Origin of the sequence: Catenovulum sediminis (genome assembly GCF_007289895.1) — a bacterium.
Lineage (GTDB): Bacteria > Pseudomonadota > Gammaproteobacteria > Enterobacterales > Alteromonadaceae > Catenovulum > Catenovulum sediminis.
Window position 1 is genome coordinate 719741 of the sequence record NZ_CP041661.1, and the last position, 11623, is coordinate 731363.

General features: G+C 40.2%; 13 protein-coding genes. 3 read left to right on the forward strand and 10 right to left on the reverse strand.

All coding sequences use genetic code 11. The annotated features are described in order from the left end of the window. The first annotated feature begins 74 nt into the window (after positions 1–74). Genes FNT16_RS20160 through FNT16_RS20500 form a run of 3 tightly spaced genes read left to right on the forward strand, consistent with a single transcriptional unit; the run spans position 75 to position 2286 of the window. Positions 75–1316, forward strand: a complete 1242-nt coding sequence (locus FNT16_RS20160; RefSeq protein WP_143873838.1) for a DDE-type integrase/transposase/recombinase — start codon at positions 75–77, stop codon at positions 1314–1316. Then, positions 1313–2122: an ExeA family protein gene (locus FNT16_RS20165; protein WP_143873840.1), complete on the forward strand. Its 810-nt coding sequence runs from the start codon at positions 1313–1315 to the stop codon at positions 2120–2122. The genes FNT16_RS20160 and FNT16_RS20165 overlap by 4 nt, the downstream gene beginning before the upstream one ends. After that, a complete protein-coding gene (locus FNT16_RS20500; RefSeq protein WP_185976597.1) occupies positions 2119–2286 on the forward strand; it encodes a hypothetical protein in 168 nt (55 codons plus the stop codon). The genes FNT16_RS20165 and FNT16_RS20500 overlap by 4 nt, the downstream gene beginning before the upstream one ends. Before the next feature lie 574 nt (positions 2287–2860). On the opposite strand, the gene FNT16_RS20170 is transcribed toward FNT16_RS20500, so the two are convergent. From FNT16_RS20170 to FNT16_RS20215, 10 genes are all read right to left on the reverse strand, one after another. Then, positions 2861–3436, reverse strand: a complete 576-nt coding sequence (locus FNT16_RS20170) for a hypothetical protein (protein WP_143873842.1) — start codon at positions 3434–3436, stop codon at positions 2861–2863. A gap of 6 nt (positions 3437–3442) precedes the next feature. Further along, a complete protein-coding gene (locus FNT16_RS20175; protein ID WP_185976818.1) occupies positions 3443–4609 on the reverse strand; it encodes a hypothetical protein in 1167 nt (388 codons plus the stop codon). An 84-nt stretch (positions 4610–4693) separates the two neighbouring features. Continuing rightward, on the reverse strand, positions 4694–5026 hold the full coding sequence (locus FNT16_RS20180) for a hypothetical protein (RefSeq protein WP_143873846.1): 333 nt from the start codon (positions 5024–5026) through the stop codon (positions 4694–4696). A gap of 1 nt (position 5027) precedes the next feature. After that, the gene (locus tag FNT16_RS20185) at positions 5028–6191 is read right to left on the reverse strand and encodes a hypothetical protein (protein WP_185976784.1); all 1164 of its coding nucleotides are present in this window, start codon (positions 6189–6191) and stop codon (positions 5028–5030) included. A gap of 59 nt (positions 6192–6250) precedes the next feature. Next, a complete protein-coding gene (locus FNT16_RS20190; RefSeq protein WP_143873849.1) occupies positions 6251–6919 on the reverse strand; it encodes a hypothetical protein in 669 nt (222 codons plus the stop codon). Next, positions 6919–8286: a hypothetical protein gene (locus tag FNT16_RS20195; RefSeq protein WP_185976785.1), complete on the reverse strand. Its 1368-nt coding sequence runs from the start codon at positions 8284–8286 to the stop codon at positions 6919–6921. Before FNT16_RS20195 ends, FNT16_RS20190 begins: the two co-directional genes overlap by 1 nt. A gap of 15 nt (positions 8287–8301) precedes the next feature. Next, complete coding sequence (locus FNT16_RS20200) at positions 8302–9165, reverse strand: tetratricopeptide repeat protein (protein WP_143872499.1); 864 nt, start codon at positions 9163–9165, stop codon at positions 8302–8304. A gap of 2 nt (positions 9166–9167) precedes the next feature. Beyond that, entirely contained in the window at positions 9168–10370 is a 1203-nt protein-coding gene (locus FNT16_RS20205) for a hypothetical protein (RefSeq protein ID WP_143873853.1), read from the reverse strand. 640 nt (positions 10371–11010) lie between these two features. Further along, complete coding sequence (locus FNT16_RS20210) at positions 11011–11337, reverse strand: type II toxin-antitoxin system RelE/ParE family toxin (RefSeq protein ID WP_143872483.1); 327 nt, start codon at positions 11335–11337, stop codon at positions 11011–11013. 6 nt (positions 11338–11343) lie between these two features. Next, positions 11344–11568, reverse strand: a complete 225-nt coding sequence (locus tag FNT16_RS20215; RefSeq protein WP_221935035.1) for a hypothetical protein — start codon at positions 11566–11568, stop codon at positions 11344–11346. Between the last annotated feature and the right edge of the window lie 55 nt (positions 11569–11623).

Sequence of the window (11623 nt, forward strand, 5' to 3'; positions counted from 1 at the left end):
GTCAGTCGGTTGCCTTGTGTTTTTTTATTAAGGTCGCGTAAACCTTTTTAATCCATTACAAGGACTTCTCTTTTATGAATCAATTAAAAGCCAATAAACCCCCACTGGAAATTCGCCTACAAGTGTTAAGCGCTGTCGATTATGCCAAACGCTCTACCATTAAAGCGCGCATTCAAGATGTGGCAACACGTACTTTTGTAGATAAACAAACCAATATTCAATACCAATTTACTTGGCGCACCATTAGCACTTGGGTGTATCGCTTTAAAAAGCATGGCGTAACCACTTTAGACAATAAAACTCGCTTAGATAAAAATCACTACCGCAAAGTGCAACCTAATGAGCTTGCCGAAGCCATTCATGAAGTGTTACCAACCCTTGGGCGCAGTAAAAATGGTCATGTGCCTAAAATGGCTTTATATCGGCGTTTATTAGCCAATGGGTTGTTTAAACGTTCACAATTATCACAAACCTCTTTTTATCGAATGGTCAGTACACATGGCTTGTTAGACAGTGAGCAGTGCCAAAAACTACGCCAGTCTTTTGCGATGCAGTTTAGTAATGAGCTGTGGCAAGCGGACACTATGTATGGTCCCTGTGTGACGGATGATGAAGGGAGAAAACGCAAAACCTTTTTAATCGCCTTTATTGATGATGCTTCACGCTTAATTACCCATGCTGAGTTTTTCTATGCCGACAATACCACCAACATGTGTGATGCCTTTCGCACCGCCTTGTTTAAACGCGGTAAACCGATGCGCTTGTACTTTGATAATGGCAGTAATTATACCTCTAAAGAAATTTTGCAAGCTTGTGTGCGCTTGGATATTCATCTGTCCCATGCCCCCATTCGAGACGGTGCAGCTAAAGGTAAAATTGAACGATTCTTTCGGCGTTTTCGTGACCAGTTCTTAGTGGATAACCCTGACATTACCTCATTAGATGAGCTCAATGATAAAACCAATGATTGGGTTGAGCACAGTTATAACAGCCAGTTTCATTTTGGCATTCAAATGACCCCTTTGGATAGGTTTTGTTTAGATTTAAATCGCATTCAATTTATTGCCGATGATGAATTTACCGAGGAGGTATTTTTTGTAGAGCAAGACCGTAAGGTGTCTAAAACCAATGTCTTTTCAATTCATAAACAACAATTTGAATGTCCTGTTGATTTACGCGGTAAAACGATACAGGTTAGGTTTAACCGCAGCGTACTAGACAAGTTTATTGTTTATTACCAAGACAAACGCATGGGGCAAGCCACTTGTTTAGATTTACACGCCAATGCCATCCGACATATGCGGGGTGATGTATGATTTCTAGTGTATTTGCCATTACCAAAGAGCCGTTTAATCGCACACATTTGTCTTTGTTACCGCAACAAAAACACATTGTTGATATTATTAAAATTCACGCTGCACAAGGTGGGTTTTCTGTCATTATTGGTGAGCCTGGTGTCGGTAAAAGTGTATTGCGCGAGCATATTGAAAGTTGGTGCAATGAGCGTGATACCTCTGTGGTCTCAGTTTCTAGAACCATGCATACTTACTTGAATATTTTAAAACAATTGGCCTTGTCATTTAAATTAGATGTACCTGCTAAAGATTTAGAAACCGAGCTGATTAAAGCCGCCTTTGAGCATGTTCGCCAACGTAAAACACTATACACCTTAATTGATGAAGCGCATTTGTTGAACATGGAAACGTTACGTAAATTGCGTTTGTTGTTTGAGAAATTCCCGAAAAAACACAATTTAGTTTTATTGGGGCAGCCAGATTTATTGCATTATCTATCGCTGAACATAAATGCCGATATTAAGTCGCGCATTACCTTTTCTCAGGCCATTAAACCACTGAATGATGATGACCTTGAACGCTATATTATCAAGGAACTAGAGACTGCTAAAATAGGTATCAATACCTTTGACTCTGCTGCCATTGAGGTCATATTACGCTCGGCAAATGGTAACTTACGTTTATGCCGTAATCTTTGTTATGCCAGTTTGATTGAAGACTGTCGCGAGGCCCAAAAGATGGTCACCATCAGCCATGTGAACAATGTACTGATTCAACCACATTGGCGCAGCCATGAAGAATTGATTAAGCAACAGGTGGCATCATGAAAATATTGCAAACAACTCAATACCTAAGTGCTGAAGACGCCGAGTCGATCATACAGTTCTTGGATGATATCCGCGAAATGCTAATCGCGCATTATGGTGAGGAAATACGTCAACATCATCGTAGTCGTTTAAAACTCGAAGAAAATGGGCAGAAAAATGAATAGTTAAACCTAATATGCCGAATCATCATACGCCCAACGCCTGAGTTAAATACTCGGGCGTTTTCCGTTTTATCGAGGTGGTAATTTGACCTTATTTGGAAAATTGCCAGCTCCATCCAATACGACAACAAATTGGTTAAGAGTATGATTGGAGTTGGTAAATTGTACGGTATGAATTTGGTAACGCCGAAAAATCGTTCGATATTAGCGTGGTAAAAACGTCATATTTTGGCCAAATCTTACGATATTTTGCTTGGTAAAAAGTATGACGTTATTTTTGTAAACTACAGTTTGTGAGTGAAATGCTAGATGCTGTGATACAGCAAAACTCTTGAGGCAAAGCGGCTAAGCGATAGCCGCTAAGAAAAAAACAGAGTTAAACATTTAGATGTGCGCACTCTAATTTAGTTATTAAATTCAATACATTAGTTAAAATAGCGCATCTAAAAATTTAAGCGTTTTAGATGAAATGCACTCGTTTTTTTGTATATATTTCAGATATATAACACCTAATGCAGATGCTGCATAGGGTGTGATAGTCATTCCGTTCTAAAATCGAAGATTTTTAGGGTGGAAATTAGTTAGAAAAATATTCAAAAAAATATACCCCTAAATAACAAACTGCAGCTAAGGAGAACAAAAAGCTTAAAAGAATAATCAAGCCATTAGCTCCAAACGCAATTAATAACCAACCAGAGCAAAACACGCCAATATAGGAACTAACAACTACTACATTTTTATTTATACCTTTGCCCTGCGTATGGGCAGTGTTTATATCTGCTCGTGAATGCTCACTTTTCAGCATATATAAAACCATACCAAAACAAAACACGATCACTAAACATTCTACGACAACAAGGTATGGGTTTAAGGCGTAAGAAATGTTCAAACACACCCAACTCAATAATGCAAAAGAAATAAAATGAACAGAAAGCAACCAAAATAAGAATGGCTTACATTTAATACTGTTTACATTGTGATAAAAATAGAATGCAAGGCATAAGGAATAAAGCAAGTTGAATAAGGCTAGTAAACTTTCCATAGAATGCTGCAACACGCTACTTTTAGAAACAAAAAATAACACAACAATAGAGCTGATACTATTGAAAGCACCAGCCCCCTGTATCTTGGCTTTAATTCGTGAATCGACCATTTAAACCTACAAAGATTTCCAGAAGTTTCTTGAGCCAGATGTACTATAAGCACTCTCAATTGACCAAGCGGTGACTGCAGCAACCCCCAACCCGACAATAGCTCCAACTGCAGTCCCTATAATTGGAACTACAGAGCCTACAGCAGCACCTGCAGCGGTAGCCCCGATAAAGGTACCAACACCAATACCCACTGCGCCAGATACGACGGCTTTAGCGCCATCATGCGCTGCGTCTACTGCAAAATTTTGTGCTGTGAATTCCTTATCGTGGCTTGCAGCAAATTCAGAACCGACATAATTATATGCCGCATATTCTAGTGAAGTGCCAATTAGAGATATTAATGGTGCTGCTTTTAAACCCTCCAATGCAACTAAATTAGCTTGAGTTCTCGGGCTAAGAGCTTCATTCCAAACAGGTTTGGATACAACTTGCCCTGTATCAGTAATTTCAAAAACATAACGGCTATCCCAAGGACTAGCATTACTGACAATGGTCTTCCCTAAATTTAAACTACCGTTATAGATCTTTGGTGATACACCAGCGAGGCTGCTTGAAATGCCTGATATATCATGCATAGTCCCAGGAGAACTTTGGACACCGAATACTTCATTTTCAACACCACTAAATCCTAACCAAGATACAATCGTCTGTTTCAATTTCAGTTCATTTTGCTGCGAACGTGAACGCAGGTTTTGCTGGAGTTTAACTGCACCATCCCAATCAAACTCAGTTGAAAAATCAACACCATTGTATTTGTCTAGATGAACAGTTTGCATACGGCGCTCATATGCAATTTGTCGATTTCTCGAAGCTTCATCTCGTTGGAATTGATTTGCTAAGACTGTATTATCAAGTTCGCGCATGCCTGCTTGGGCAGCAGATAACCCCTCTCGACTACGTTTAAATGTCGCTTCTCGGTTTTTATCTATTTTCTGACTTCGAGCAACAATAAAAGCTTCATACTTTGCATCAATGCTCTTACCTAAATTTTCTTGAGCTTTGGTTGTGTCAATATCTGTTGGCATGGTGGTGATTTTCTCGGAAATTTCCTTACGGCCGTTTTCAATTAACCCTTTTTCAAGAGCTTTGGAAATCGCATTTGCTTTAGATTGACTTTCCAACTGAGATTTGGTTGGCGAACCTTTCATCCCCTCAACAATGCTATTCCCCAATGCATTGCCAAAAGCATTTTACTGATGGCTGTCCTTATAAATTTCAGTCTAGCGGCTAACAAATAGCCGCTAATTATCATAGATTTAACTGTCGCCTCGCTTCGCGAGTGCATCTTCTACTATTTTTTTCAATTCAACAGGAATTCCGCCTGTGATTTCAACGCTAAAATCAGCATAAGCAGAATATACATTCTTAACTTGACCCAAAGGTGCATCAGAATGGAATATACCTCGGCAAGGGATCTCCTCCCATTTTAAAGGGCTAATAATTTGTCCCTTATCTATTTTCTCAAATAATGGAAGCAAGGTATGTAAAGCGTCCGCTGCATAAATTTTATTAGAATCGTCACTCTTTGCTAATTCTGTCAGTAAAACACATAATCTTGATGCTCGCTTTTCTAACTCAAATTGGTTCATACTAATTACCTAATAATATCTCTTTAATTAACACAGGATCTGTAAAAATCGAGCGATTAGGTACTATATATTGCATACCACCACCGATACGATTGACTAAACCATCAGTAGCAGGTGCCACTGGACTTACAAACACTTCTGCACCTCCACTATTTTTAGGAGTAACTTGGAACACTTTATAAGTAGTTGATTCATTCGCAAGAGGTAAACCAAAATAATCAGCTAAAGTTTGCCCTGATGCTTTTGCTTTTATTAGCTCGCCAGGCGTAGTGAAGTACGGTGAAGATGCACCGACACCATCAGCAGTAATCTTAATCAAATTATCTCCCCCATTAATACGTTGAACTACAGGAAGTTTTCCACCAGATGTTAAAACTTCCATTGCTTTTTGATAAGGATGCTCGTGTCCACCTTGAACCAATTGTTGGAATAATTTTTTACCGTCGGCAGTTTTTAGATAATCAATTGCTTGGTCTGATGACACGCCATTGGTTACAAAGTTGCTCCACGGATGGCGCTTTGCAACAGCTAAACTTTGTGCTTTCTCAATTTTAAAAGCAAGACTAGCGCGTACATTTTGTCTCTGAAGCGTTTCTTTCGTACGGTTGTATACAGCTTGAAGTTCAGGTGAGACAGCGTTAATCCCTGCCTTAACGCCATGATAAAACACCCCAGATATACCGCTAATTTGAGCTAATCCCATTGCTTGTGAAAGTTCATTTAAGCCAAAAGCATTATCTAACTCGTAGTTTAACTCTCGGCTAAATGAACCAAAATCATCCCTTCCCATGATATCCCTAATTTCAGAGTCATACATACCGCCAGCGACATTGCCAACGGTGTCCAGCATGCCGCCTTGGTATAGCTCTTTAAGTCCTTTTCTACTTATATCAAACCCGCCATTGCCGAAGCTTTCACCGTTCACAGTAACTCGTCCAACTCGATTAGAATTACCGTTAGCAGTTGAACCTGTTGAGATGCCTTCTTCTTTATTCGCTGTAACTGCCAACTCATGATATTGATCATCCGAAAGGTCATCTATGACGCCTTCTTTTTCATATATAGCCAAAGTTTCAGCGGCAGTAGCTCCTTCAGGAACTTCAACTTTTGCAAGTTTTGGAGAGATAGGTTTAGATTTCATCCCCTCAACAATACTATTGCCCAATGCATTGCCAAATGCATAATCTATTGATTTTATTGTTCTTTAAGTATGCCTGTTACAGATTACCTGCCTTTTTTTCTTGACGCTGGTTTCCTTCTCTTGCGGCGTACATTTGCACTATTTTTGGGTTCTGTTGGGACTTCAATGTTTTTATCGGGATAATAGATAGCAACCGGTTTAGGTTTTAATCCGCCTGGAGCCATACCGTTCTGAAGCTCAACCTCATACATGGGTAATGGCTTTTCAGCTCCGCTTATCTTACGTTTGTATAACTCATGATATAAACCTGTGTATTTTTCAAGTCGTTGGTCTATCGGAAAGCTACGGCCATCTTTAAAATGGATTCGATATTTAGGAACAGGCATTCCATAGGGGCTAACGGGTAGAGGTGGTATTTCGACAGAAGCCACCTCACTCCACTCGTAGACTTTTCCGTTGTTAAGTCTAATGTTGGTGTCACACGTACTCAACAGTACCTGACCACTTTCGAGCCAGTCTTTTGTTCGTAATACAACAAAAACACCAAGTAAACCAAGCGCGCCTAATACAAACTCAAGTTCCAAAACAGGAAAAGCGGAATACAACGCTAACCCTATCAAAAATAGATAGCGGATATAATCCATCCAAGAGCTAACAAAACATTGCCACCAACTAAACTTATAATGTTTGTATAAATTCAATTGAGCATTTTCACTTAGTGCTGACGTGCCGATACGATTATTTGTGAACATCAAAATGACCAATTTGAAAACACATTGTTGCCATAATTTCCAATGAAACTATCAAAACTTTCATCAGCAAAAGCTCCAAAATTCTTGGGCACCCAATTTGAAGAAGAAAAATATTTATTTAATCCAAAACCTGCAGCCCCGCCAGCAAACGTAGCTAAAATTAAATGATCATAATTAATTTCTTCTCTTCCCATTGATTGCTCCCATCTTTGGTCTAAAAATTCAGTCGTTAAACTAGTTCCCATTCCTGCAAGCACGGGGTTTCTAGCTCCACCAAACATAGCACCTCCGATAAAACCCGTTGTAAATGACTTAAACGGATTTGAGCCATCAACTCCGTTAAAAGCCAAATCTGCTGCTAGGTTTGTTGCACCATTAACACCACCTTGTTGAATAACCGATTGGAATGTTTTATTTGCAGCCAAGTTCCCGAGTTGGGTATTGAGTGATCCAGCAGTACCTGTTAATCCGACTCTAGCATTTTGACCTGCTTGTAACGCAACCTTTCTCAATGCAACTTTTGTTATTTCAGTTTGAGCTAAGCTCAATGGATTGGCCTGCCAAATCGCGCTTCTTGCGTAAGTGCCTGCATGTAAAACCATATCATCGGCAAGATTTACGCTGGCTCTGCCCAATGTCATTAACCCATGCCCGACTTGAGGTACCAAATTGACCATTCCACGAAGCGCCAAGTTTCCTAAAGCACCAATGCCCGTCACCAAACTCGGTAGTGTTGCAATTCCACCAACTAACTGTAACGAAACGGCTTGCAACTCGCGTGTTGTTTTCGTCCCTTCATTTCGTGCAAAGGCCATTCGTGTAGCAGAATCATTCATATCAATGATATTGCCTGTAGTAACCCGGTTAGCTTTGCCGACGTTGTAGTTATGAATTCCTCTGGCTATGCCTGCTTGATAGGACGCTTCAATTCTTTGATTGCCTTGAACACTAGTAAACGCAAATTTATAGGCAAGTCCTGCTGCAGGACTGCCTTTCAAGAAATCAGTCACATGGTTAAGCACACCATCACCGTAGTTGAAAAAGGCATTGTCTGATCCATTGGATAAATAAAACCCTTTGGTTTCATCAATTCCAACAATACTTCCGTTTAATTTAGGGCCGCTACCTGACGATCCCGAACCGCCTGAGTTACTGTTGCCACCTGAACCGCCATTCGAAATTGTGCCACCGTTTTCTTTAGCAACCGCCTTAGCGGCGGCATAGGTTGCCTCTTTTTCTGAAGCACCCGATTGAATCGCATTTGTGTATGCTTCGTCAGCAGTCTTTTTAGCTTGAGTTTTAGAAGTTGGTTTAGCACTCATCCCCTCAACAATGCTATTCCCCAATGCATTGCCAAAAGCAATCAAACTTACAAAGCATTATTAGCTCTGATCTAGCACTTGTTTAGCATGCTCTAATTGTTCAGGTAAAACCATATTAGATTTCGAATATTCAACCAACTCGGAATAACAATTTCTCGACATTTCTCTATCTTTCATCTGCTCGTAAACACCGCACAAAGCATACATAACACGTCCGGATTTGCCGTTATTCTGCATGTAACTTAATGCAAATTTAGTTGCTCTCTCTAAACCTCCATGGTCTGCAATAAATTGTATATAAGACTCTAACATCGCTAAATCGTTGCCATTTTTTTCAAAAGCTTCGATGTAGATCGCATTGGCTTCTTCTAGCCGACCTGCATAAGCCAACGCATCAGCATATTGGATGATGTAATACCGATATTGTGGATGTTCAACATATTTAGATACGTCATAATATCTTTCATATACGGCTATCGACTCTTCAAAAAAACCAAAGTCATACAACAAAATTGCATACGATATTAAGTATGAAAAACCATTCAACTCCATAAATGTTCGCAAATTGCGTTGCTTCCCTGAGTTATCGATACTCTTATATACGTCCAACCCCTTTCGCCCCAATAAAACAGATGCTCTTACAATTTTCTGGGTATTTTCATCTAGCTCTTGCAAGTTTTTATTTGGCTGTATTTGCGCAGTATTAAAAATAGCAACCATAAAATATGGTTCAAACCGTTCAGGATATTCTTTAAGTAGTGTTTCAGCCAATCGCTTAGCACTATACACATCACCTCTAGAATAAAACGCGACTGCTGTTTCTGCTTGTTCAGCAAATTCAAGATTTTTATCTTTATAATCAGAACAACCAGAAGCTAACAGCAACGACAGTAGAAGAGTAACAACCTTCATTAATTTATACATTGCTATTCAAAAAGTCCTCTCGGGCGTATATAAGGGTTTCCATTGCCGCTTTCAGGAATACCAATTCGATAAGCCGCTTGTAACGGAGATAAATAAACCGCTTGGTTAACGTGCTCTTTTGGATAATACCCTGGTGCAGGATTTAACGAATACTTAAAGTGACCTGAAACATCAGCATGGTTTACTCCAGTTGAATCACGATAGAAGTCAATGGTGGTAACTCGATCATTACCCAGAGCTATTTGTCGACTAACATTCGCATATTTGTGAGCCCCAGTAGACAATGCATCAACAGCGCTAACTACGCCGCGTTTTAAGCTGCGAGAGCTATCCATGTTAGTTTCGGAATTAATATCCCAACTGTTCGGTAACTGACTTGCTGGTTCCATAAACAAAGATGAAAAACTTCTTTTGTCTACAAGTGTTGCATAATACGTCAGATCGCCTTTTGAAACTAAGCCTGTATTCAATAATTGTGTCGCTGGAACGTTACTATCAGCAGCCCCACCTAGCATTGATAAAACAACATTTTCAAAGTCACTGGTAGAGGTGGTTTCAGCATACCTTGTATTATTCAATTTCTGATACAACTCGCCTGCAGAAGTAAGGTTTTCTGTTTTGAGCATGCGTGGATCGTTTAATACTGGATCACGCACCCACTCTGTGTTCAACAATATGCTGCCTTCTAGATCAAATCCGTTTGACAACATATCTGGTAGCGCAATTTCTGGCTTAAAGGTATTCTGATATACCCACTCATCAACCAAAGGGACGCTAACTTTTTTCGCGCTCAAATCTGCATCTAAATTTTGTTTATACGAAACAGTATCACTTCGTCTTTGGCTTTCTTTTTGACTTCTAACAACCTGCGCTACTTCAAAATCAGCATCAAATTTATCTCGTTGCGCTTGGCCTGTTTTGTTGATGCTGTTTGTTGATTCTTTTTCAGCGCCAGCAGTCGTACTTTTGGCTATATCTGCCATTGGCTCATCAATATTGCCGAGCTTGTCTAAATTAATTAATTTATTAGCTCGGTCATTAATGGCTTTTTGCTCTGCTGCCGTTAAATCTTTTTCAGCACTCATCCCCTCAACAATGCTATTCCCCAACGCATTGCCAAAAGCAATCACCCCGCCATGCAGTCCTACGCATAGAGGCATTTTCCCTTTTATTTTCAGGTTGTTGTGAGCGGATATCTGGTTCATTTGTGCAGTATCTTACTTTTTTGCCCTAGATGCACTTTTTTTTCTTAGTGGCGGGTAAATGGCTGGGTTGGCCGTTAGGCCAACATAGCCATTTAACCGTCTATTGCCCCTTGGGGTTGGGGTTGGGGGTTATAAAGTGTTGGCGCTTGCGCCAGCTTTGTAGGCTTTAGGCAATTTATACATAATGTAAATTATAGGGCGCTAGCGGACTGTACCCAACAATGTGGCTCGGCCACTTTATTGGGTACAGCCTATAATTTTTTACATTATGTTAACCCGAAGGGCTTGATTGCCTAAAGCTGGTTAAGCCCTAAGCTTAGGGGTGAACAGGATTAGCAGAAGTTTACTTCTGCCCTGTGAACACCGAAGCCATGGATGGCGTAGGGTGCCTGGCGTTGCGTAGCAGGACTGTGAAGCTACAGAAGGCGCATTGGAAGGAGCTTGCGACTGGAGATGTGGGGTTTGGTAAATAAAAAAACCGCAGTGAACCTTTAAGCGTGGGCGCTGGCCTTGCTGCTTTAGTGCTTAAGTTTGCTAGGGCTTTTGTTGCAAGGCCTGTGACTGCGCTTTAAGGTGAGCAAGCTGCCTTTTTGTTTCTGGGGCTTGCCGATAATGATGATGTTCGAGTGCCGACTCTATTTTACTCAAACTCTTTTAATATTTGTTTTAAAGCTTCTGCTGTTATATCCGATTGTTCCGCTTTTGAGTATATGGTCACCAGTATGCAACGTATGTCTGTTTTAAGGTAATAAATTATTCGGTAACCACCACTTTTACCTCGTTTACTGTCGCTATTTTGCGCTCTAACTTTATACAAGGTGTAAGGAACACCTGTTATTTGTGAACCTGGTGTTTCACCGTTGACAAGCGCTCGTAAAATTGGACTCACATCTGTTTTTATTCGTTTGTATTTACGTGATAAACGTTTTAGCTGGCGTTTAAACCCTTCTGTGTATTCTATATTCATTTTAATTTAATCAACGTCAATGCCATCCCACAGGGTTTCTATTGGATGCGTTTTACCAGCCACGACCTCTTTCCAGCCTTCTTTGAAGCTGGCTTCTGCTGATGGCAAATCAGATGAAACCCCTTCATTAAACGAATGAACAATCCGCAATAGTAACGGACGGTATTCTTCAGGAGTTTGGTCGATTTCAGCGTGTAATTGCTTAGTGTAATCAATCATGGTTATGGGCATACCTATAGCCTCCGATATTCAAGCCTTTGGTTCAGTGTATGCAATTATACAGTGT

Excerpts from the sequence above, each read along its gene's own strand:
- FNT16_RS20160 (WP_143873838.1), top strand. The coding sequence starts at position 75 with ATGAATCAATTAAAAGCCAATAAACCCCCACTGGAAATTCGCCTACAA.
- FNT16_RS20165 (WP_143873840.1), top strand. The coding sequence starts at position 1,313 with ATGATTTCTAGTGTATTTGCCATTACCAAAGAGCCGTTTAATCGCACA.
- FNT16_RS20500 (WP_185976597.1), top strand. The coding sequence starts at position 2,119 with ATGAAAATATTGCAAACAACTCAATACCTAAGTGCTGAAGACGCCGAG.
- FNT16_RS20170 (WP_143873842.1), bottom strand. The coding sequence starts at position 3,436 with ATGGTCGATTCACGAATTAAAGCCAAGATACAGGGGGCTGGTGCTTTC.
- FNT16_RS20180 (WP_143873846.1), bottom strand. The coding sequence starts at position 5,026 with ATGAACCAATTTGAGTTAGAAAAGCGAGCATCAAGATTATGTGTTTTA.
- FNT16_RS20190 (WP_143873849.1), bottom strand. The coding sequence starts at position 6,919 with ATGTTCACAAATAATCGTATCGGCACGTCAGCACTAAGTGAAAATGCT.
- FNT16_RS20200 (WP_143872499.1), bottom strand. The coding sequence starts at position 9,165 with ATGTATAAATTAATGAAGGTTGTTACTCTTCTACTGTCGTTGCTGTTA.
- FNT16_RS20205 (WP_143873853.1), bottom strand. The coding sequence starts at position 10,370 with ATGAACCAGATATCCGCTCACAACAACCTGAAAATAAAAGGGAAAATG.
- FNT16_RS20210 (WP_143872483.1), bottom strand. The coding sequence starts at position 11,337 with ATGAATATAGAATACACAGAAGGGTTTAAACGCCAGCTAAAACGTTTA.
- FNT16_RS20215 (WP_221935035.1), bottom strand. The coding sequence starts at position 11,568 with ATGCCCATAACCATGATTGATTACACTAAGCAATTACACGCTGAAATC.